This window comes from Streptomyces sp. NPDC017943 (genome assembly GCF_044328425.1).
Taxonomy (GTDB): Bacteria; Actinomycetota; Actinomycetes; order Streptomycetales; family Streptomycetaceae; genus Streptomyces; species Streptomyces djakartensis_A.
This window is the reverse complement of sequence record NZ_JBIRHH010000009.1, coordinates 40,769-62,154: the sequence shown is the minus strand read 5'-3', so window position 1 is coordinate 62,154 and position 21,386 is coordinate 40,769. Positions and strand designations below refer to the sequence as shown.

Here is a 21,386-nt window from a genome sequence, read left to right as displayed (position 1 = left end):
TGGCCCAGGGTGTAGGGACGGGCGCTCCTCTGCGCGTCCGCTGCCGCTTCTGCCGTTAACAGAAGAGAGACCCTCACCCATGTCCTGGCTGTCCAGGTTCAGCCTCGCGCAACGGGCCTTGATCGGGCTGATGTCGATCATCGCGCTCGTCTTCGGGGCGATCGCGATACCCCAGCTCAAGCAGCAGCTGCTGCCCACCATCGAACTGCCCATGGTGTCCGTCCTGGCGCCCTACCAGGGCGCGTCCCCGGACGTGGTCGAGAAGCAGGTCGTCGAACCCATCGAGGACAACCTCGAAGCCGTCGACGGCATCAGCGGCGTCACCTCCACCGCCAGCGAGGGCAACGCCGTGATCATGGCGTCCTTCGACTACGGCAACAACACCGAGCAGCTGGTGGGAGACGTCCAGCAGGCCGTCAACCGGGCGCGCGTCCAGCTCCCGGACGACGTCGACCCGCAGGTCGTCGCCGGCTCCACGGACGACATCCCGACCGTCGTCCTGGCCGTCACCTCCGGCCGCGACCAGCAGGCCCTGGCCGACCAGCTCGACAGGACGGTCGTGCCGGACCTGAAGAGCATCGACGGCGTCGGCCAGGTCACCGTCGACGGCGTGCGCGACGTCCAGGTCACCGTCACGCCCGACGACGCGAAGCTGGCGAAGGCCGGCCTGACCGTCCAGTCGCTCGGCGAGGCCCTCAGGGCGGGCGGCGCGACCGTCCCGGCCGGCTCCTTCGACGAGGGCGGCGCCAACCGCACCGTCCAGGTCGGCGGCGGCTTCACCTCCGTCGGTCAGATCAAGGACTTGATGGTCAAGGGCGAGCCCGGCAAGGGCGAGCCGGTGCGCCTCGGCGACGTGGCCGCGGTGAAGCAGCAGGAGGCCCCGGCCGACTCCCTCACCCGCACCGACGGCAAGCCCAGCCTCGCCGTCGCCGTGACCATGGACCGCGACGGCAGCGCGGTCGCCATCTCCGAGGCCGTCCAGGACAAGCTGCCCGGCCTGCGCGAGGACCTCGGCTCCGGCGCCACCCTCACGGTCGTCAGCGACCAGGGCCCGGCCGTGTCGAAGTCCATCGAGGGCCTGACCACCGAGGGCGCGCTCGGTCTGCTCTTCGCGGTCCTGGTGATCCTCGTCTTCCTCGCCTCGGTCCGCTCCACCCTCGTCACCGCGGTGTCCATCCCGCTGTCCGTGGTCCTCGCGCTGATCGTGCTGTGGACGCGCGACCTGTCGCTCAACGTCCTCACCCTGGGCGCGCTGACCATCGCCATCGGCCGGGTCGTCGACGACTCGATCGTGGTCCTGGAGAACATCAAGCGGCACCTCGGCTACGGCGAGGAGCGGCATTCGGCCATCATCAACGCCGTCCGCGAGGTGGCGGGCGCGGTGACGTCCTCGACGCTCACCACGGTCGCGGTGTTCCTGCCGATCGGCCTGGTCGGCGGCATGGTGGGCGAGCTGTTCGGCTCGTTCAGCCTCACCGTGACGGCCGCCCTGCTGGCGTCCCTCCTCGTCTCCCTGACGGTCGTCCCGGTCCTGTCGTACTGGTTCCTGCGTCCGCCCAAGGGCACGCCCGAGGACGCGGCCGAGGCGCGCAGGCTGGCCGAGGACAAGGAGGCCAGGAGCCGCCTCCAGCGGGTCTACGTCCCGGTCCTGCGCTTCGCCACGCGCCGCCGCCTCACCAGCGTGGCCATCGCCGTCGTCGTCCTGGTCGGCACCTTCGGCATGGCACCGCTGCTGAAGACCAACTTCTTCGACCAGGGCGAGGTCGAGGTCCTCACCGTCAAGCAGGAGCTGAAGCCCGGCACCAGCCTGACCGCCACCGACGCCCAGGCCAGGAAGGTCGAGCGGCTGCTCGCGGACACCGACGGTGTGAAGGACTACCAGGTCACGATCGGCTCGTCCGGCTTCATGGCCGCCTTCGGCGGCGGCACGGACACCAACCAGGCGTCCTACCAGGTGAGTCTGGAGGACTCCGCGTCCGCCGAGGGCGTCCAGGAGGACATCGAGAAGGGCCTGGCCGGGCTGAAGGGCATCGGCACCACCACCGTCTCCGCCGGTGACGGCTTCGGCGCCCAGGACCTCAGCGTGGTCGTGAAGGCCGCCGACGCCGGTGTCCTGCGCACGGCGTCCGAGGAGGTCCGCAAGGCGGTCGCCTCGCTCGACGACGTCCGGGACGTCACCAGCGACCTGTCGCAGAGCGTCCCGCGCATCTCCGTGAAGGCCAACACCAAGGCGGCAGCGGCCGGTTTCGACGACCAGAGCCTCGGGGCCGTCGTCGCCCAGGCGGTGCGCGGCATCCCCACCGCCAAGGCCGTGCTGGACGACACCGAGCGCGACGTCGTCATCCGCTCGGCGAAGCCGGCGCAGACCCTGAAGCAGCTCGAGGACCTGCGCCTGGGCGCCTCGGTGAAGCTCGGTGACATCGCGACCGTGAAGGTCGTCGACGGGCCGGTCTCGATGACCCGCATCGACGGCCAGCGCGCCGCCACCATCACCGCCAAGCCCACCGGCGACAACACCGGCGCGGTCAGCGCCGCACTCCAGTCGAAGATCGACGGGCTGAAGCTCCCGGACGGTGCCACCGCCTCCATCGGCGGTGTCTCCGAGGACCAGGACGAGGCGTTCGCCAACCTGGGCCTGGCGATGCTCGCGGCCATCGCGATCGTCTTCATGCTGCTGGTCGGCACCTTCCGGTCGCTGATCCAGCCGCTGATCCTGCTGGTGTCCATCCCGTTCGCCGCCACCGGCGCGATCGGCCTGCTGATCGCCACCGGCACCCCGATGGGCGTCCCGGCGATGATCGGCATGCTGATGCTGATCGGCATCGTGGTCACCAACGCGATCGTCCTGATCGACCTGATCAACCAGTACCGCAAGCAGGGCCACGGCGTCGTCGAGGCCGTGATCGAGGGCGGCCGGCACCGGCTGCGCCCGATCCTCATGACGGCACTGGCGACGATCTTCGCGCTGCTGCCGATGGCCCTCGGCATCACGGGCGAGGGCGGATTCATCGCCCAGCCGCTGGCCGTGGTGGTGATCGGCGGCCTGGTGACATCGACCCTGCTCACGCTGCTGCTCGTGCCGACGCTGTACGCGATGGTCGAGCTGCGCAAGGAGCGCCGGGCGAAGAAGCGCGCGGCGAAGAAGGGCCTCACGGGCCCCGAGGAGAGCGCCCCGGAGCCGGAGCCGGCCCAGGTCTGACCTGCCGCGGCACGACGAAGGCCCACCCGGGGACCCCGGGTGGGCCTTCGCGTCGCTCGGGACCCGCTACGGCAGCGCCAGCATCCGCTCCAGGGCCAGCTTCGCGAACGCCTCCGTCTCCTTGTCCACCGCGATGCGGTTGACGAGGTTGCCCTCGGCCAGGGACTCCAGGGCCCAGACCAGGTGGGGGAGGTCGATGCGGTTCATGGTCGAGCAGAAGCAGACCGTCTTGTCGAGGAAGACGATCTCCTTGCCCTCCGGAGCGAAACGGTTCGCCAGGCGGCGGACCAGGTTCAGTTCCGTGCCGATGGCCCACTTGGAGCCGGCCGGCGCGGCCTCCAGGGCCTTGATGATGTACTCGGTCGAACCGACGTAGTCGGCCGCGGCCACGACCGCGTGCCGGCACTCGGGGTGCACCAGGACGTTCACGCCGGGGATGCGCTCGCGCACGTCGTTCACCGAGTCCAGGCTGAAGCGGCCGTGCACCGAGCAGTGGCCGCGCCACAGGATCATCTTCGCGCCGCGCAGCTCGTCGGCGGTCAGGCCGCCGTTCGGCTTGTGCGGGTTGTAGACGACGCAGTCCTCCAGGGACATGCCCATGTCCCGCACGGCGGTGTTGCGGCCGAGGTGCTGGTCGGGCAGGAACAGCACCTTCTCGCCCTGCTCGAACGCCCAGTCCAGGGCCCGCTGGGCGTTGGACGAGGTGCAGATCGTGCCGCCGTGCTTGCCGGTGAAGGCCTTGATGTCCGCGGAGGAGTTCATGTACGAGACGGGCACGACCTGCTCGGCGATGCCGGCCTCGGTGAGCACGTCCCAGCACTCGGCGACCTGCTCGGCCGTCGCCATGTCGGCCATGGAGCAGCCGGCGGCCAGGTCGGGCAGCACGACCTTCTGGTCGTCCGAGGTGAGGATGTCCGCGGACTCCGCCATGAAGTGCACACCGCAGAAGACGATGTACTCGGCCTCCGGGCGTGCCGCCGCGTCCCGGGCCAGCTTGAAGGAGTCACCCGTCACGTCGGCGAACTGGATGACCTCGTCGCGCTGGTAGTGGTGGCCGAGCACGAAGACCTTGTCCCCGAGCTTCTCCTTCGCCTTGCGGGCGCGCTCCACCAGGTCCGGGTCGGACGGCGAGGGCAGGTCACCGGGACACTCCACGCCGCGCTCGCTCCGCGGGTCGGCCTCGCGGCCGAGGAGCAGCAGGGCGAGGGGCGTCGGCTGTACGTCGAGGTCCTGGGTCTGGGCGGTGGTCACGACACGCACCCTTTCTGTTTCTGCGACTTTTCGTCGATTTGACGCTATCTATCATAACCGCTTCACGTCACTTTGACGATGGCCATAGCGTCGGTGTGACGTGAATCCCGGCCCACGGCCGTCTCTTCCCCACAAGGCCCGGAAAGAGCCGTTTTCCGCTCCCGGGCGGGTGTGCGAGCATGGCAAGGAGCCGAGATCGAGCGTCCGGTCCGGAATGAATCCGAGGCCCCGCCGGTTGCAACCGTCGGCAAGCAGTCTCCGAACAACCCGGGAGAGATGTAGATGTCCGTATCGGACGAGACCAGCACCGTCACCGACGGCATCATCCTGACCGACGCCGCCGCGTCCAAGGTCAAGGCGCTGCTCGACCAGGAGGGCCGCGACGACCTCGCCCTGCGCGTCGCCGTCCAGCCCGGCGGCTGCTCCGGCCTGCGCTACCAGCTCTTCTTCGACGAGCGGTCCCTCGACGGCGACGTGGAGAAGGACTTCGGCGGTGTGAAGGTCGTCACCGACCGCATGAGCGCCCCGTACCTGGGTGGTGCCACGATCGACTTCGTGGACACCATCGAGAAGCAGGGCTTCACGATCGACAACCCCAACGCGACGGGTTCCTGCGCCTGCGGCGACTCCTTCAGCTGAGCCGGCCGGCCGCCCCGGCGGCACGCGGACGCAAAGAAGGCGGCGACCCCCTCCGACGGGGTCGCCGCCTTCGTGCTTCCCGGGACTACCGCGTGGGCGGAGCGGGCAGCCGCGCACCCTCCTTGGCCAGCGGGACCGCCCTGCCGTCCGCGTCCACGACCCCGCGGGCACCGAGCGGCTCGTCCAGCTGCACGGTCTTCTGGAACTGCTTGGCGATCATGACGCACACCTTGTCCGGCCACGGGGTCGAGGTCACCGTGACCGTCACCTCGTCGCCCTTCTCGGCCGCCGTCACGTCGTAGTCGGCGCACACGCCGCCCGTGAACGACACCGTCAGCTCCGCGCCCTCGGCCCGGTAGCCGTCCACCTTCACCTCGCGCGGCCCCGGCGCGGAGGTCGGCCGCTCCTGCGGCTCGCTCGGCGCGGGGGAGGCCAGGTACGTCGGATCGACCGCCGGGTACGTCACCGTGAACGGATCCCGCGCGCCCGGGGCCCGCACCTCGAACAGCCAGGACGGCACCAGCGCCTCGCGCCCGTCCACGTGGTGCGCGGCCAGCCCGAACACCGCGTCCTCGACCGTCACGGTCTCCTTCGCGGGCCCGCCGCCCGCCGGCGTTCCGCAGGGCTCCTCCTCCGGGCGGCCCTCCAACGGAACCGGGGAGGCGCAGCCGCCGACGCCCGCCCGGCGGTCACCCCCGGACTGCCCCTCCATCAGCTCCAGCGCCTTCTCGGCGCCGACCACGGGGTACGTGTCGCCCTTCACCGGCGCCCGCAGCCGGCCGCTGCCGCCGACCACCTCGCCGTCCGGGCCCACGGTGATCCCGGTCGTCCAGCCGTGGGTGGGCAGACCGCCGACCCGGGGCTCGGCGTTCACGACCCGCTGGGCGCCCATGACCTGGCTCGTGTCCAGCTTCGCGCCGTCCTGGCCCACCGCCTTCAGCACCGGCGCGGCCGCCCGCCGCGCCTCCGCCTCGCCGACGGGATCGCCACCGGCCGCCTGCGGGCCCTTGCAGGTGTCGACGCCCTTGCAGTTGTCGGTGCCCGGCGCGTGGCGGCTGAACGTCCAGGCCCCCGGCGCCTGCCGATTCACCTGAAGCGCCGGTCCGGAACCGTCCTGGCCCCCGATCTTCCAGGCCTCTCCCTGGGCGACCGGCGTGCCCTCGATCCCGAGCGCCTTCGCCAGCCGGGCCACGTCGTCCTTCGCCACCTCGCCGCGGGCCCGGTACACCGGGGCTTCGCGGGGGCCGTCCGGGAGCTCGCCCTCCACGCGGTACGTCGCGCCGTAGGGGTTGGGCTCGCCGGGCGCGATGCCGTTGCCGTCGCCCGGCGCGGACTCCGAGTACCCGTCGAGGGCCAGTGGCGGGGGAGTGCCGTCGCCGCCGGGCGCACCGGGGGCGGCGGCCTTGCCGTCCGTACCGCCGGACGCGTTCGAGGCGAGCCAGGCGCCGCCCCCGCCGATCAGCAGGACGGCCGCGGCGACGGACGCGACCAGCGCGGGCGTACGGCGCCGGCCACCACCGTGCGGGCCCCGGTCCTCGTGAGCGGGCAGCGGGGGAAGCTCACCGTCCGCGGCGGAGCCGCGAGCGCCGGACGAACCCGAGGACCCGGACCGCTCCAGGACGGGTCCGGCGCTCCCTCGGCCGTCCCGGACGGAATCCGGGTTCGCCCGGGTACCTCCGGCGGACTGCGTCTCCGCTCCGGCGTCCCGGGCGGGGTCCGCGTCCGCGTCGGTGTTCCGGGCGGTGTCGGTGCCGGCTTCGGTATTCGCGGCGAGCTCGGCGTCCGCTTGGCCGTCCCGGGCGGATTCTGTGCCGGCTTCGGCGTCCCGGGCGTCCCCGGCGTCCTGGGCGTCCCCGGCGTCCCTGGCGGGGTCGGCGTCGGCTCCCGCGTTTGCGGCGGGCTCCGCGTCCGCGTCGGTGTCCCGGGCGGGCTCGGTGCCGGTTTCGGCGTCCCGGGCGGGCTCAGTGCCGGCTTCGGCGTCCCCGGCGTCCCGGGCGGGGGCGGTGCCGGCTCCCGCGTTCGCGGCGGGCTCCGCGTCCGTGTCGGCGTCCCGGGCGGGCTCGGTGCCGGCTTCGGCATCCCCGGCGTCCCGGGCGGAGTCGGTGCTGGCTTCGGCGTGCCCGGGGTCCTGGGTCTGCTCCGGGTGTGCCCCGGCGGTTCCGGCGTTCCCGGTGTCGCTTGCCGCGGTCGTCTCGGGCTTCCCGGCCTCCCCGGAGGATCCCCCGGCGCCGTCCGACGCGCCGTCCGGCGCAGCTTGCGGCACCCCGGCCGCCGCCGAAGGGCCGGTCTCGGGACCCGGCTCGCCGGCCGTGCGGGCGTCCGCGCCGGCGCCCAGGTCCCTCGCGGCGTCGTCGTTCTCGGGTCGCTCGGTGTTCACCGCATCGCTCCTTCGGCTGCACAGCTGTCCCAGGGGGACCCTGCCCGGCCGGATCAGGCCGCTGGTGGGTCGTATCCCGTCTCCCCTTTACGGGGGACAGCGATGGGACGCAGCGGGGGAGCTCGCGGTTCCCGTGCGTGCGCCGTTCAGTCGCCGTAGTCCGACATCGCGTCGAGCAGCCGCGCCGACGCGACGGGCACCTCCACCCCGTGGATCAGGGCCGGGGAGACCGGCCGGGAGGCGACCCGCTCGGGAGCCGCCCAGTGCGGGGCCATCCGCGCACCCTCACCCGGCAGCGAGGCCAGATCGCCCTCCATGTCGACCGGAGCGGTGGTGTGGAGCTTGAGGTTCGTCATAACGGCACCGTATGCACGCCCCGGTGCACGGAGAAAGATCTACTATCGGGTAGTTTCGTTGCCTTCAGAGCGGCCACGCCCACCCGATAGCGTGAGACGTCAAGGTCCGCCTCCCCCAGGAGAATCCACGCCGTGCGCATCGCAGTCACCGGCTCCATCGCCACCGACCACCTCATGACCTTCCCCGGCCGCTTCGCCGACCAGCTCGTAGCGGACCAGCTGCACACGGTCTCGCTGTCGTTCCTGGTCGACAAGCTGGACGTCCGCCGCGGCGGCGTCGCCGCGAACATCGCCTTCGGCATGGGACAGCTCGGCACCCGGCCGATCCTGGTCGGCGCCGCGGGCGCGGACTTCGACGAGTACCGGGCCTGGCTGGAGCGGCACGGCGTCGACACCGACTCCGTCCGCATCTCCGACACGCTGCACACCGCCCGCTTCGTGTGCACCACCGACGCCGACCACAACCAGATCGGCTCCTTCTACACCGGCGCCATGAGCGAGGCCCGCCTCATCGAGCTCAAGACGGTCGCCGACCGGGTCGGCGGTCTCGACCTGGTCTCCATCGGCGCCGACGACCCGGAGGCGATGCTCCGCCACACCGAGGAGTGCCGCTCGCGGGACATCCCGTTCGCCGCCGACTTCTCCCAGCAGATCGCCCGCATGGACGGCGAGGAGATCCGCATCCTGCTGGACGGGGCGACCTACCTCTTCTCCAACGAGTACGAGAAGGGCCTCATCGAGACCAAGACCGGCTGGACCGACGCCGAGATCCTGTCCCGGGTGGGCCACCGGGTGACCACCCTCGGCGCGCGGGGCGTGCGCATCGAGCGGGCCGGCGAGGACCCCATCGAGGTCGGCACGCCGGACGAGGAGCGCAAGGCCGACCCGACGGGCGTCGGCGACGCCTTCCGCGCCGGGTTCCTCTCCGGCCTGGCCTGGGACGTCTCCCTGGAGCGGGCCGCGCAGGTCGGCTGCATGCTGGCGACCCTCGTGATCGAGACGGTCGGGACGCAGGAGTACCAGCTGCGGCGCGGGCACTTCATGGAGCGGTTCACCAAGGCGTACGGGGACGAGGCCGCCGAAGAGGTCCGGGGACACCTGGGCTGATCGCTGCGGCTGCGGCTGCGGCTGCGGCTGCGGGTGCGTGGGGTGCTGCTGCGCGCAGTTCCCCACGCCCCTCGGCCTACTCAGCTCGCCCGGCGGACCACGTAGGCCGCTCCTCGGTCCGCCGGCTCCTCGCCCACGTACTCCTGGTTCCGCATCTCGCACCACGCGGGGATGTCCAGCCGGGCCGCCTCGTCGTCCGACAGGACCCGGACCAGCCCGCCCACCGGCACGTCCCCGATGACCTTGGCCAGCTCGATGACGGGGATCGGGCACCGCTTGCCCAGGGAGTCCACGACGAGCACGTCCTCCCGCACCGCCGTCCGCGCGACCGGCGCGCCGAGCTTCTCCCGGACCGCCGCCACGGCCCCCGGCAGCACCTCCAGGAATCTCTCCACCTCCTCCTCGGCCGTCCCCATCGGCAGCGAGACCCGCACGTTCCCCTCACTCAGCACGCCCATGGCGCGCAGGACGTGGCTGGGCGTCAGCGTGCTGCTGGTGCAGGACGATCCGGACGAGACGGAGAAATCGGCGCGGTCCAGCTCGTGCAGCAGGGCCTCCCCATCGGCGTAGAGGCAGGAGAAGGTGACGACCCCGGGCAGGCGGCGCACCGGATCGCCGACCACCTCCACGTCGGGCACCAACCGCGGCACCCGGGCCCGGATCCGGTCCGTCAGCTCCCGCAGCCGCCGCGCCTCCTCGACGGCCTCGGCCCGCACGGCGCGCAGCGACGCGGCCGCCGCCACGATCGCCGGGACGTTCTCGAAACCGGGCGCCCGCCCCGACTCCCGCTCGTCCGACGGCCCTTGCGCCGCGAAGCGCACCCCCTTGCGCACCACCAGCAGCCCGACCCCGGGCGGCCCGCCCCACTTGTGCGCACTGCCCGTCAGCAGCGACCAGTCCCCGTCCACCGGCCCCCAGCCGAGCGACTGGGCCGCGTCCACCAGCAACGGCACCCCGGCCTCCCGGCACAGCCGGGCCACCTCGGCGACCGGCTGCTCGGTGCCCACCTCGTGATTGGCCGACTGGAGGCACGCCAGGGCCGTGTCGGGGCGCAGGGCCTCGGCGTAGGCAGCGGGGTCCACCGCCCCGTGCCGGTCCACCGTCACCCGACTGACCGAACCGCCCTCCGCCTCGTGCCGCTCGGCCGAATGGAGTACCGAGGAGTGTTCGACCGCTGACACGATCAGGTGGCGTCCGACCCGCCGCCGTCCGGCCGAGGCGCCCGCGATCCCCGTGTGCACGGCACGCGTTCCGGACGAGGTGAACACCAGCTCGTCCGGCCGGCACCCCACCGCCTCGGCGGCGGCCTCCCGCGCCGCGTCGATCAGCAGCCGCGCCCGCCGCCCCTCCTTGTACAACCGTGCGGGGTCGGCCCACCCCTCATCGAGGGAGGCCAGCAGGGCCTGCCGTGCGACGGGATGGAGCGGAGCGGCGGAAGCGGCGTCGAAGTAACCCACACCGCAACGCTAGAACGCCCGGCGCCACGACGTCCCCGCAGGGGCGCGGGGAACTGCGCGAACAGCCACAAACGGCCCGCAGCCGCCAAATCAGCGAACCACCCGAGTGAGTAGGCACCCCTCCCCGAGAACCCCCGGAGGGCGTCGGCTAGGGTTTGGTCCGCATAAACATCCAAACCCCTGCCCGACGCAGGGCGGCGACCGACCAGCGAGAAGGCCAGGCCGCAGCCGAACCGCGCGGGCGAGACTCTCGGGAAGGCGCTACGTGAGTCCCAACGGCTCCGACCGCTCGCCGCGGCGCCCGATGCGGCGGAAGCTGCTGCAGGCACTGACCGCGGGCCTGGTCTTGGCGACAGCCACCGGTTGCTCGTACAACTGGGAAGACTTCCCCCGCCTTGGTATGCCCACCCCGACCACGGAAGAGGCTCCGCGGATCCTCTCCCTGTGGCAGGGGTCCTGGGCGGCTGCGCTCGCCGTCGGCGTGCTGGTGTGGGGTCTGATCCTGTGGAGTGCTTTCTTCCACCGGCGCAGCCGCACCAAGGTCGAGGTACCTCCGCAGACCCGGTACAACATGCCCATCGAGGCGCTGTACACCGTGGTCCCGCTCATCATCGTCTCGGTGCTGTTCTACTTCACCGCCCGCGACGAGTCCGAGCTCCTCAGCCTCAAGAAGAAGCCCGACGTCACCATCAACGTGGTCGGCTTCCAGTGGAGCTGGTGCTTCAACTACATCGAGCCCGTCGCCGGCACGTCCGGTGACGCGAAGACCTCCAAGGACCTGGACGCGATCCCGGACCGGTTCAAGAAGGACTTCCCGGCCGACGCCGGCGGCACCTACGACTGCGGCACCCCGGGCACCCGGAACCCGCAGACGAACAACCCGGGTCCGACGCTCTGGCTCCCCGAGGGCAAGAGGGTCCGCTTCATCCTGACTTCCCGTGACGTCATCCACTCCTTCTGGGTGGTGCCGTTCCTCATGAAGCAGGACGTCATCCCGGGCCACACCAACGCCTTCGAGGTGACCCCCAACAAGGAGGGCACCTTCCTGGGCAAGTGCGCCGAGCTCTGCGGCGTCGACCACTCGCGCATGCTGTTCAACGTGAAGGTCGTCTCCCCCGAGCGCTACGAGCAGCACCTCAAGGACCTCGTGAAGAAGGGGCAGACCGGTTACGTCCCGTCCGGCATCGAGCAGGCGGGCCACGAGAAGAACCGGGAGTCGAACGTACTGTGAGCATCCTGAATGACCCCAAGGGTGCCGCGGCTGCTGGGTCCCACTACGAGGACGAGCAGCCGGTCCGGCGCCAGAACCGCGGCAGTGTCGTGGTCAAGTGGCTGACGACGACGGACCACAAGACGATCGGCACGCTGTACCTGGCCACGTCGTTCGTGTTCTTCGTCATCGGTGGCGTGATGGCGCTGCTCATGCGCGCCGAGCTCGCCCGGCCTGGTCTGCAGATCATGTCGAACGAGCAGTTCAACCAGGCGTTCACGATGCACGGCACGATCATGCTGCTGATGTTCGCGACGCCGCTGTTCGCGGGCTTCGCGAACTGGATCATGCCGCTGCAGATCGGCGCGCCGGACGTGGCGTTCCCGCGGCTGAACATGTTCGCCTACTGGCTGTACCTGTTCGGCTCGCTCATCGCGGTCGGCGGCTTCCTCACGCCGCAGGGCGCGGCCGACTTCGGCTGGTTCGCCTACAGCCCCCTGTCGGACGCGGTCCGCTCCCCGGGTATCGGCGCCGATATGTGGATCATGGGTCTGGCCTTCTCCGGCTTCGGCACGATCCTCGGCTCGGTCAACTTCATCACCACCATCATCTGCATGCGCGCCCCGGGCATGACGATGTTCCGCATGCCGATCTTCACCTGGAACGTGCTGCTGACCGGTGTGCTGGTCCTGCTGGCCTTCCCGGTGCTGGCCGCGGCCCTGTTCGCGCTGGAGGCGGACCGCAAGTTCGGCGCCCACATCTTCGACTCGGCCAACGGCGGAGCGTTGCTGTGGCAACACTTGTTCTGGTTCTTCGGCCATCCAGAGGTGTACATCATCGCGTTGCCGTTCTTCGGCATCATCAGTGAGGTCATCCCTGTCTTCTCCCGCAAGCCGATGTTCGGTTACACGGGTCTGATCGGCGCGACCATCGCGATCGCGGGTCTGTCCGTGACGGTGTGGGCCCACCACATGTACGTCACCGGTGGTGTGCTGCTGCCGTTCTTCTCCTTCATGACGTTCCTCATCGCCGTCCCGACCGGCGTGAAGTTCTTCAACTGGATCGGCACCATGTGGAAGGGCTCGCTGTCCTTCGAGACGCCGATGCTCTGGGCGACCGGCTTCCTGATCACCTTCACCTTCGGTGGCCTGACCGGCGTCATCCTGGCCTCGCCGCCGATGGACTTCCACGTCTCCGACTCGTACTTCGTGGTGGCGCACTTCCACTACGTCGTCTTTGGCACCGTGGTGTTCGCGATGTTCTCCGGATTCCACTTCTGGTGGCCGAAGTGGACCGGCAGGATGCTGGACGAGCGCCTGGGCAAGATCACCTTCTGGACGCTGTTCATCGGCTTCCACGGCACGTTCCTGGTGCAGCACTGGCTGGGCGCCGAGGGCATGCCCCGCCGGTACGCCGACTACCTGGCGGCCGACGGCTTCACCGCGCTGAACACGATCTCGACGATCAGCTCGTTCCTGCTCGGCATGTCGATCCTGCCGTTCGTCTACAACGTCTGGAAGACCGCCAAGTACGGCAAGCCCGTCGGCGTCGACGACCCGTGGGGCTACGGCCGCTCCCTGGAGTGGGCCACCTCCTGCCCGCCGCCGCGGCACAACTTCATCACCATGCCGCGGATCCGCAGCGAATCCCCGGCGTTCGACCTGCACCACCCGGAGATCGCAGCTCTCGACCAGCTCGAGAACGTGGGCCACGGCGACAAGGCCCTCGCTGGCGGCAAGGAGGCCGGCAAGTGAAGATCCAGGGCAAGATGTTCATGTGGTTGAGCGCCTTCGTGCTCATCATGGCGGTCGTCTACGGCTTCTGGTCGAAGGAGCCCGCCGGTACCACGGCCCTCTTCCTGGCCTTCGGCCTGTGCATCATGATCGGCTTCTACCTCGGCTTCACGGCCAAGCGGGTGGACGTCGGCGCACAGGACAACAAGGAGGCGGACGTCGCGGACGACGCCGGCGAGGTCGGGTTCTTCAGCCCGCACAGCTGGCAGCCGCTCTTCCTGGGCATCGGCGGCGCCCTCGCCTTCCTGGCGGTCGCCATCGGCTGGTGGCTGATGTACTTCTCGCTGCCGGTCATCCTGATCGCCGTCTGGGGCTGGGTCTTCGAGTACTACCGCGGTGAGAACCGCACCCAGTAGGACACCGAGCGCCGCAGGGGCCCGGACACTCCGAGAGGAGTGTCCGGGCCCCTGCTTTCGTGTCCGCCGTCCACCGCAATGCGTGTCACTCGTACGAGTCATCCGGCGTGCCGCGATTGACGCCGGTTCCTAGCGTGAGGTCATGAGCCACACAGCGAACTCCCGCCCCGTCGTCAGCTGCACGCTGCTGGTGATAGCCCTCTGCGCGGGCGTCACCGCCTGCGGCTCCGACGGCGACCCGCTCTCCGCCCGCCCCTACGACGCGGCGGACCAGATCTCCTTCAACGCCCCCACCGAGGGCAACCGGAAGGCCGACCCGGACAAGCCCCTGGAAGTGGTCGCCGAGGACTCCGACGGGCGCATCACCGACGTCACGGCCTACGACGCCTCAGGGCGCTACGTGGCGGGCGAACTCGCCGCCGACGGGCGCCGCTGGCACAGCACCTCCCCGCTGGCCGCCGACGCCGGCTACACGGTCCGGGTGAGCACCGAGAACGAGGACGGGGAGCCCGGCCGCAAGGTCATCACCTTCGACACCGGCAAGCCCACCGCCAAGAAGCGCCTGGACGTCGCGTTCGGCCCGAAGAAGGGCACGTACGGCGTCGGCCAGCCCGTCACGGCGGAGCTGAGCCAGCCGGTGAAGGACCCCGCCCAGCGGGCCGTCGTGGAGCGCGCCCTCAAGGTCACCTCCACGCCCGCCACCGAGGGCGCCTGGCACTGGGTGGACGACAAGAAGCTCCACTACCGCCCCAAGGAGTACTGGCCCGCCCAGGCCACCGTCCAGGTCCGCAGCAACCTGGAGGGCATCAAGGTCGGCGACCGCATGTGGGGCGGCAAGGCCAAGCCGCTGACCTTCACCACCGCGGACAAGCTCATAGCCGTCACCGACGCCGCCGCCCACCAGATGACCGTCTACAAGAACGACGAGATCATCCGGCAGATACCCGTGACCACGGGCAAGCCCGGCTACGACACCCGCAACGGCGTCAAGGTCGTCCTCGCCAAGGAGGGCACCGTCCGCATGACGAGCGCCAGCATCGGCTCCTCGGACTTCTACGACCTGATCGTCCACCACTCGGTCCGGGTCACCAACAGCGGCGAGTACGTCCACGCCGCCCCCTGGTCGGTCGGCTCCCAGGGCTTCGCCAACGTCAGCCACGGCTGCACCGGCATGAGCACCGAGAACGCCGCCTGGTTCTACGACACCGTCCGCGAGGGCGACATCGTCGAGGTCGTCAACTCCGGCGGCGACACGATGGCCCCGTTCGGCAACGGCTACGGCGACTGGAACCTCGACTGGGCGAAGTGGCGCACCGGCAGCGCGCTGGTGGGCGGCACGTCCGACGGCCCCGCACAGGCCGACACGGCCCGCCTGACGCCGCAGAGCGTGTGAGCGGCCCACGCCCGCTCCCCGGCTCCTAGGCCTTGAGAGCGGCCTTCTCCCGCAGCAGGGACGCCAGCGCGGAGGCGAACTCCACCGGGTCCACCGGCAGCGTCACCGCCGCCTCCGCGCGGCTCCACGTCGCCAGCCACGCGTCCTGCGGCCGGCCGATCAGCAGCAGCACCGGCGGGCAGTCGAAGACCTCGTCCTTGATCTGCCGGCAGACGCCCATGCCCCCCATGGGCACGGCCTCGCCGTCCAGGACGCAGACGTCGATCCCGCCCTTGTCCAGCTCCTTCACCACCGCCGCGGGGGTCGCGCACTCCACGAACTCCACCACGGGCACGTCGGGCGCCGGCCGCCGTCCCGTGGCGAGCCGCACCTGCTCGCGGGTGTGGGAGTCGTCGCTGTAGACCAGCACCGTGGCGGTCGGCTGCATTGTTCCTCCGTGACGTCAGCGTCGTAAGGACAGGCCCGTTGGGCCGGATGCTACTCCCTTGAACACCACGTCAACACCGGTACGAACCGGGAAGACACTCCGAACGGCACCCCCCGGAGTGAGGGCGGGATAAGCGACCGACATAATGTCGGTCGTGGCGACAGCAACGACAGTAGAAACCGGGCACGCGCACCCGTCGGTCAACCGGCCGAACCTCACCAGCGTCGGAACCATCATCTGGCTGAGTTCCGAGCTGATGTTCTTCGCGGCCCTCTTCGCGATGTACTTCACCCTGCGATCGGTGACGGGTCCCGATCACTGGAAGGAGATGGCGAGCCATCTCAACTTCCCGTTCTCGGCGACGAACACCACGATCCTGGTGCTCTCCTCGCTCACCTGCCAGCTCGGCGTCTTCGCCGCCGAGCGCGGTGACGTGAAGAAGCTGCGGATGTGGTTCATCGTCACCTTCGTGATGGGTGCGATCTTCATCGGCGGTCAGGTCTTCGAGTACACGGAGCTGGTCAAGGAGGCGGGCCTGTCCCTGTCCTCCGACCCGTACGGCTCGGTGTTCTACCTGACCACCGGTTTCCACGGCCTGCACGTGACAGGCGGTCTCATCGCCTTCCTGCTGGTCCTGGGCCGGACCTACGCGGCCCGGAGGTTCACCCACGAGCAGGCGACCGCTGCGATCGTCGTGTCCTACTACTGGCACTTCGTCGATGTCGTCTGGATCGGCCTCTTCGCCACGATCTACATGATCAAGTAGCAGGGCCCCCAACCGCGCGTGCTCGACGAAGCGCGCATCCCAGAAGCATCGACGCAGAAGATCCTGACACCGGGGTAATCCGTGAAAAAGCTCTCCGCACGACGACGCCACCCGTTGGCGGCGCTCGTGGTCCTACTCCTCGCGCTGGCATGCACCGGGGGGCTGTACGCCGTGTTCGCACCCGCGGACAAGGCGCAGGCCGACGAAACCGCCCAGTCCCTCACCATCGAGGAGGGCAAGAAGCTCTACGCCGTCGGCTGCGCCAGTTGCCACGGCACCGGCGGTCAGGGCACCTCCGACGGGCCGAGCCTGGTGGGTGTGGGCGCCGCGGCCGTCGACTTCCAGGTGGGCACGGGCCGTATGCCGGCCGCCACCTCCCAGGGCCCCCAGGTCCCGGAGAAGAAGAACATCTACTCGCAGGCCGAGATCGACCAGCTCGCGGCGTACATCGCCTCGCTGGGCGCCGGTCCGTCCGTTCCGACGGAGGAGCAGTACGGCCCCGAGGGTGCCGACATCGCCAAGGGCGGTGAACTGTTCCGCACCAACTGCGCGCAGTGCCACAACTTCACCGGCAAGGGCGGCGCGCTCACGCACGGCAAGTACGCGCCGACCCTCGAGGGCGTCACCCCGAAGCACATCTACGAGGCCATGCAGACCGGCCCGCAGAACATGCCGTCCTTCTCCGACACCACGCTGTCGGAGAAGAACAAGAAGGACATCATCGCGTACCTCGACGCGGTCAACAGCGAGAAGACCGAGAGCCCCGGCGGCCTCGAGCTGGGCGGTCTCGGGCCGGTCAGCGAGGGTCTGTTCGGCTGGATCTTCGGTCTCGGCGGACTGATCGCCGTCGCCGTATGGGTCGCCGCCCGGACCGCAAAGGCCAAGAAGTCATGAGTAGCCAAGACATTCCAGAAGAGAACCTGCCCGCCGCGCAGTCCGCAGGACACGACGAGCACGGTGTGGTGACCGTCGCGGACGACAAGCACCCGTTCGCCGACCCGGGCCTGCCGCCCCACGAGCACCGGATCCAGGACATCGACGAGCAGGCCGCCAAGCGGTCCGAGCGCTCGGTCGCCCTGATGTTCACGGTGTCGATGCTGGCCACCATCGCCTTCATCGCCGCGTTCGTGGCGATCCCGGTCGACAAGTCGGTCTACATCTTCCCGCTGGGTCACATCAGCGCGCTGAACTTCGCGCTGGGCGTCACGCTCGGCATCGCGCTGTTCTGCATCGGCGCGGGCGCCGTCCACTGGGCCCGCACCCTGATGTCGGACGTGGAGATCGCCGACGAGCGTCACCCGATCGAGGCGGAGCCCGAAGTCCGCGAGAAGGTCTTCGCCGACTTCAAGCAGGGCGCCAAGGAGTCCGCGCTCGGCCGTCGCAAGCTGATCCGCAACACCATGCTCGGCGCGCTGACGCTGGTCCCGCTCTCCGGTGTCGTGCTGCTGCGCGACCTCGGCCCGCTGCCCGGCGAGAAGCTCCGCCACACGCTGTGGTCCAAGGGCAAGCTGCTCGTCAACATGAACACCAACGAGCCGCTGCGCCCCTCCGACGTCGCGGTCGGTTCGCTGACCTTCGCCAAGCCCGAGGGCCTGGAGGAGCACGACCACGACTTCCAGAACGAGATCGCCAAGGCCGCCCTGATGATCGTCCGGATCCAGCCGGAGAACATCAAGGACAAGCGCGAGCTCGAGTGGTCGCACGAGGGCATCGTCGCGTACTCGAAGATCTGCACCCACGTCGGCTGCCCGATCTCCCTGTACGAGCAGCAGACGCACCACGTGCTCTGCCCCTGCCACCAGTCCACCTTCGACCTGTCCGACGGTGCCCGAGTGATCTTCGGTCCCGCCGGTCACGCCCTGCCGCAGCTGCGCATCGGCGTGAACGACGAGGGCTACCTCGAGGCGCTCGGCGACTTCGAAGAGCCCGTCGGCCCTGCCTTCTGGGAGCGCGGATGAGCACTGCACAGACACGCCGCAAGGCACCCGCCGGAGAGCGGGTCGCCGACTGGGCCGACGGCCGCCTGGGGATCTACTCCCTGGCCAAGGCCAACATGCGCAAGATCTTCCCGGACCACTGGTCCTTCATGCTCGGTGAGATCTGCCTCTACAGCTTCATCATCATCATCCTGACGGGTGTGTACCTGACGCTGTTCTTCCACCCGTCGATGAACGAGGTGGAGTACCACGGCAGTTACGTCCCGCTCCAGGGGCAGCTGATGTCGGAGGCGTTCGCCTCCACGCTGGACATCAGCTTCGACGTCCGCGGCGGTCTGCTGATCCGGCAGATCCACCACTGGGCGGCGATCATCTTCCTCGCCGGCATGTTCGTGCACATGATGCGCGTCTTCTTCACCGGCGCGTTCCGCAAGCCGCGCGAGATCAACTGGCTGTTCGGCTTCCTGCTGTTCGTCCTCGGCATGTTCACCGGTTTCACCGGCTACTCGCTCCCGGACGACCTGCTCTCCGGCACCGGTGTCCGCTTCACGCAGGGCGCGATCCTGTCCGTGCCGATCGTGGGCACGTACATCTCGATGTTCCTGTTCGGCGGGGAGTTCCCGGGCACCGACTTCGTCGCCCGGTTCTACTCGATCCACATCCTGCTGCTGCCGGGCATCATGCTCGGGCTCGTGGTCGGCCACCTGATCCTGGTCTTCTACCACAAGCACACGCAGTTCGCGGGTCCCGGACGGACCAACAAGAACGTCGTCGGCATGCCGCTGCTGCCGGTCTACATGGCCAAGGCCGGAGGCTTCTTCTTCCTGGTCTTCGGTGTCATCGCGGCCATCGCCGGCATCGCGACCGTCAACCCGATCTGGGTCCTGGGCCCCTACCGCCCCGACCAGGTGTCGACCGGTGCCCAGCCCGACTGGTACATGGGCTTCGCCGAGGGTCTGGTCCGCGCGATGCCGGGCTGGGAGATCAACTTCTGGGGTCACACGCTCGTCCTGGGCGTGTTCATCCCGCTGGTCCTCTTCGGCCTGTTCCTCGCGATCATCGCCCTGTACCCGTTCATCGAGTCCTGGATCACCGGGGACAAGCGCGAGCACCACATCCTGGACCGTCCGCGCAACGCCCCGACCCGCACGGCCGTGGGTGTCGCCTGGGTCACCGGCTACGTGATCATGCTGATCGGCGGTGGCAACGACATCGTCGCGACCCACTTCCACCTGTCGATCAACGCGGTCACCTGGTTCGTCCGGATCGGGTTCTTCCTCGGCCCGGTCGTCGCCTTCGTCGTCACCAAGCGCATCTGTCTCGGCCTCCAGCGCCGGGACAAGGAGAAGGTGCTGCACGGCCGCGAGTCGGGCATCATCAAGCGCCTGCCGCACGGTGAGTTCATCGAGGTGCACGAGCCGCTCAGCCAGGAGCAGATGTACACGCTCACGGCGCACGAGCAGTACAAGCCGGCCGAGATCGGCCCGACGGTCGACGAGAACGGCGTCGAGCGCAAGGTGAAGGGTTCCGAGAAGCTGCGCGCCAAGCTCAGCGACGCCTACTACGGCGACGGCTCCCAGATCCCGAAGCCCACCGTCGAGGAGTACCGGGAGATCACGAGCGGCCACGGCCACCACTGATCACTGCTTCGCCACGCCACAGAAGGGCCTCGTCCGGTGTTGGGACGGGGCCCTTCGGCCTGTCCGGGGGTGGATAGGGTGGACGCGTCGAGACATTCCGTCCCGCAGTGCGGGACACCTGACCCTGGAGCGGCTTATGAGCGCTGTGATCCCCGCCGGAGGCGACACCGCGGCGGCCCGCTCCTGGCCCCTGCTGCTGAACGGCCTGCTTCAGGGCCGGGACCTGACCGCCGACGACACCGCCTGGGCGATGGACCTGATCATGCGCGGCGAGGCCACGGACGCGCAGATCGCCGGCTTCGTGGTCGCGCTGCGCGCCAAGGGCGAGACCGTCGAGGAGATCTCCGGGTTCGTCCGGGCGATGTACGCGCACGCCAACGTGATCGAGGTGCCCGGACCGGCGGTCGACATCGTCGGCACGGGCGGCGACGGGGCGAAGACCGTCAACATCTCCACCATGTCGGCCATCGTCATCGCCGGCACGGGCGCCAAGGTCGTCAAGCACGGCAACCGGGCCGCCTCCTCGGCGTCCGGGGCCTCGGACGTCCTGGAGAAGCTCGGCGTCAACCTGGAACTGCCGACGCACCGGGTGGCCGGCGTGGCCGAAGAGGCCGGGATCACCTTCTGCTTCGCGGCGAAGTTCCACCCCTCGATGCGCTACGCGGGCGCGGCCCGCGGCCAGTTGGGCATCCGGACGATCTTCAACGTCCTGGGTCCGCTGACCAACCCCGCGAAGGTCCGTGCCCAGGCCGTCGGCGTGGCCGACCCGCGCATGGCGCCCATCGTCGCGGGCGTCTTCGCCGGGCGCGGCCACTCGTCGCTGGTCTTCCGCGGCGACGACGGCCTCGACGAACTGACCACCACGTCCACCTCCCGGGTCTGGATCGTCCGGGACGGCAGGGTGGCCGAGGAGGCCTTCGACCCGCGTGACGTGGGTCTGGAGCTTGTCCCGGTCGAGGCGCTGCGCGGCGCGGACGCCTCCTACAACGCGGAGGTCGCCCGCCGGCTGCTGGACGGCGAGACCGGCCCCGTCCGCGACGCCGTCCTGCTGAACGCGGCGGCGGCCCTGGTGGCGCTGGAGCCGGGCACGGGGACGCTGGCCGAGCAGCTCGGCGCCGGCATGGCGAAGGCGGCGGAGTCGATCGACTCCGGGGCGGCCAAGCGGACCCTGGAGCGCTGGGTGGCCGCGACCAACGCCTAGCGGCTGCGACGAGGGCGTCCCGCGATCCGGACCCGGGTTGCGGGGCGCCGATCTTTTCGCGTACGTTCCTGAACAGGTCATGAGTGACAGTCATGAGGCCCCGGCCGACTGTCCGGCAACCCTCCGTCCGTGGCGGGGTGCCCCGGGTGAAGACCAGGCCGCAGGCAGCGAGGTCTGCGGCAAGCGCGGACCCCTCGCACGCTTGTGAGAAGTGTGGGACCAGGGGTCCTGGTCGTCGAGGAGTTCTCCGTGAGTCAGCGAATGCGATAGGGCCGCA

Annotated in this window: 17 protein-coding genes and 1 riboswitch; of the genes, 12 read left to right on the top strand and 5 right to left on the bottom strand. The window is 70.0% G+C overall.

Going from position 1 to position 21,386, the window contains the following annotated elements; all coding sequences use genetic code 11:
- Positions 1–79 precede the first annotated feature (79 nt).
- Positions 80–3,199: an efflux RND transporter permease subunit gene (locus ACH4C6_RS27070; RefSeq protein WP_398111203.1), complete on the top strand. Its 3,120-nt coding sequence runs from the start codon at positions 80–82 to the stop codon at positions 3,197–3,199.
- 66 nt (positions 3,200–3,265) lie between these two features.
- Here ACH4C6_RS27070 and nadA read toward each other — a convergent pair whose 3' ends face one another.
- Complete coding sequence (nadA, locus tag ACH4C6_RS27065; protein ID WP_398111202.1) at positions 3,266–4,450, bottom strand: quinolinate synthase NadA; 1,185 nt, start codon at positions 4,448–4,450, stop codon at positions 3,266–3,268.
- Positions 4,451–4,732: 282 nt separating this feature from the next.
- On the opposite strand from nadA, the gene ACH4C6_RS27060 reads away from it, so the two are divergent.
- The gene (locus tag ACH4C6_RS27060) at positions 4,733–5,089 is read left to right on the top strand and encodes an iron-sulfur cluster assembly accessory protein (protein ID WP_010037217.1); all 357 of its coding nucleotides are present in this window, start codon (positions 4,733–4,735) and stop codon (positions 5,087–5,089) included.
- An 85-nt stretch (positions 5,090–5,174) separates the two neighbouring features.
- Here the strand turns inward: ACH4C6_RS27060 and ACH4C6_RS27055 are convergent, their stop codons facing one another.
- Together ACH4C6_RS27055 and ACH4C6_RS27050 are read right to left on the bottom strand one after the other, a co-directional pair.
- On the bottom strand, positions 5,175–7,466 hold the full coding sequence (locus ACH4C6_RS27055) for a hypothetical protein (RefSeq protein ID WP_398111201.1): 2,292 nt from the start codon (positions 7,464–7,466) through the stop codon (positions 5,175–5,177).
- Between the two features lie 146 nt (positions 7,467–7,612).
- Positions 7,613–7,822, bottom strand: a complete 210-nt coding sequence (locus tag ACH4C6_RS27050) for a hypothetical protein (protein WP_398111200.1) — start codon at positions 7,820–7,822, stop codon at positions 7,613–7,615.
- 132 nt (positions 7,823–7,954) lie between these two features.
- Between ACH4C6_RS27050 and ACH4C6_RS27045 the strand changes: the two genes are divergently transcribed.
- Positions 7,955–8,929 carry a carbohydrate kinase family protein gene (locus tag ACH4C6_RS27045; RefSeq protein ID WP_398111199.1) on the top strand — a complete coding sequence of 325 codons (975 nt, stop codon included), beginning with the start codon at positions 7,955–7,957 and terminating at the stop codon, positions 8,927–8,929.
- Between the two features lie 80 nt (positions 8,930–9,009).
- Here the strand turns inward: ACH4C6_RS27045 and ACH4C6_RS27040 are convergent, their stop codons facing one another.
- A complete protein-coding gene (locus tag ACH4C6_RS27040; RefSeq protein WP_398111198.1) occupies positions 9,010–10,386 on the bottom strand; it encodes a cysteine desulfurase/sulfurtransferase TusA family protein in 1,377 nt (458 codons plus the stop codon).
- Between the two features lie 265 nt (positions 10,387–10,651).
- On the opposite strand from ACH4C6_RS27040, the gene coxB reads away from it, so the two are divergent.
- The 4 genes from coxB to ACH4C6_RS27020 all read left to right on the top strand — a co-directional run bounded on the left by coxB (position 10,652) and on the right by ACH4C6_RS27020 (position 15,138).
- Entirely contained in the window at positions 10,652–11,617 is a 966-nt protein-coding gene (gene coxB / locus ACH4C6_RS27035; RefSeq protein ID WP_398111197.1) for a cytochrome c oxidase subunit II, read from the top strand.
- Complete coding sequence (gene ctaD, locus ACH4C6_RS27030) at positions 11,614–13,350, top strand: cytochrome c oxidase subunit I (protein ID WP_398111196.1); 1,737 nt, start codon at positions 11,614–11,616, stop codon at positions 13,348–13,350. Before coxB ends, ctaD begins: the two co-directional genes overlap by 4 nt.
- Positions 13,347–13,745 carry a cytochrome c oxidase subunit 4 gene (locus ACH4C6_RS27025; RefSeq protein WP_398111195.1) on the top strand — a complete coding sequence of 133 codons (399 nt, stop codon included), beginning with the start codon at positions 13,347–13,349 and terminating at the stop codon, positions 13,743–13,745. The genes ctaD and ACH4C6_RS27025 overlap by 4 nt, the downstream gene beginning before the upstream one ends.
- Positions 13,746–13,887: 142 nt before the next feature.
- Positions 13,888–15,138 carry an Ig-like domain-containing protein gene (locus ACH4C6_RS27020; RefSeq protein ID WP_398111194.1) on the top strand — a complete coding sequence of 417 codons (1,251 nt, stop codon included), beginning with the start codon at positions 13,888–13,890 and terminating at the stop codon, positions 15,136–15,138.
- 25 nt (positions 15,139–15,163) lie between these two features.
- On the opposite strand, the gene ACH4C6_RS27015 is transcribed toward ACH4C6_RS27020, so the two are convergent.
- Entirely contained in the window at positions 15,164–15,565 is a 402-nt protein-coding gene (locus ACH4C6_RS27015; RefSeq protein WP_398111193.1) for a hypothetical protein, read from the bottom strand.
- Positions 15,566–15,710: 145 nt separating this feature from the next.
- Here ACH4C6_RS27015 and ACH4C6_RS27010 point away from each other — a divergent pair, with 145 nt between their 5' ends.
- The 5 genes from ACH4C6_RS27010 (at position 15,711) to trpD (ending at position 21,109) form a co-directional block, all read left to right on the top strand.
- Positions 15,711–16,331, top strand: coding sequence for a heme-copper oxidase subunit III (locus tag ACH4C6_RS27010; RefSeq protein ID WP_010048918.1), 621 nt, complete (start codon positions 15,711–15,713; stop codon positions 16,329–16,331).
- A gap of 81 nt (positions 16,332–16,412) precedes the next feature.
- Positions 16,413–17,225 (top strand): c-type cytochrome, encoded by an 813-nt coding sequence (locus tag ACH4C6_RS27005; protein ID WP_398111192.1) that lies wholly within the window; start codon positions 16,413–16,415, stop codon positions 17,223–17,225.
- The gene (locus ACH4C6_RS27000; RefSeq protein ID WP_398111191.1) at positions 17,222–18,289 is read left to right on the top strand and encodes a Rieske 2Fe-2S domain-containing protein; all 1,068 of its coding nucleotides are present in this window, start codon (positions 17,222–17,224) and stop codon (positions 18,287–18,289) included. The genes ACH4C6_RS27005 and ACH4C6_RS27000 overlap by 4 nt, the downstream gene beginning before the upstream one ends.
- Entirely contained in the window at positions 18,286–19,908 is a 1,623-nt protein-coding gene (locus tag ACH4C6_RS26995; RefSeq protein ID WP_398111190.1) for a cytochrome bc complex cytochrome b subunit, read from the top strand. Before ACH4C6_RS27000 ends, ACH4C6_RS26995 begins: the two co-directional genes overlap by 4 nt.
- 136 nt (positions 19,909–20,044) lie before the next feature.
- Complete coding sequence (gene trpD / locus ACH4C6_RS26990; RefSeq protein ID WP_398111189.1) at positions 20,045–21,109, top strand: anthranilate phosphoribosyltransferase; 1,065 nt, start codon at positions 20,045–20,047, stop codon at positions 21,107–21,109.
- 75 nt (positions 21,110–21,184) lie between these two features.
- Positions 21,185–21,301: riboswitch (SAM riboswitch) on the top strand.
- The last annotated feature ends 85 nt before the right edge of the window (positions 21,302–21,386 follow it).

What these genes read in the sequence shown, in the direction of transcription:
- ACH4C6_RS27070 (WP_398111203.1), top strand. Translation starts at nt 80, where the DNA reads ATGTCCTGGCTGTCCAGGTTCAGCCTCGCGCAACGGGCCTTGATCGGG.
- ACH4C6_RS27060 (WP_010037217.1), top strand. Translation starts at nt 4,733, where the DNA reads ATGTCCGTATCGGACGAGACCAGCACCGTCACCGACGGCATCATCCTG.
- ACH4C6_RS27050 (WP_398111200.1), bottom strand. Translation starts at nt 7,822, where the DNA reads ATGACGAACCTCAAGCTCCACACCACCGCTCCGGTCGACATGGAGGGC.
- ACH4C6_RS27020 (WP_398111194.1), top strand. Translation starts at nt 13,888, where the DNA reads ATGAGCCACACAGCGAACTCCCGCCCCGTCGTCAGCTGCACGCTGCTG.
- ACH4C6_RS27015 (WP_398111193.1), bottom strand. Translation starts at nt 15,565, where the DNA reads ATGCAGCCGACCGCCACGGTGCTGGTCTACAGCGACGACTCCCACACC.
- ACH4C6_RS27010 (WP_010048918.1), top strand. Translation starts at nt 15,711, where the DNA reads ATGTCGGTCGTGGCGACAGCAACGACAGTAGAAACCGGGCACGCGCAC.
- ACH4C6_RS27000 (WP_398111191.1), top strand. Translation starts at nt 17,222, where the DNA reads ATGAGTAGCCAAGACATTCCAGAAGAGAACCTGCCCGCCGCGCAGTCC.
- ACH4C6_RS26995 (WP_398111190.1), top strand. Translation starts at nt 18,286, where the DNA reads ATGAGCACTGCACAGACACGCCGCAAGGCACCCGCCGGAGAGCGGGTC.
- trpD (WP_398111189.1), top strand. Translation starts at nt 20,045, where the DNA reads ATGAGCGCTGTGATCCCCGCCGGAGGCGACACCGCGGCGGCCCGCTCC.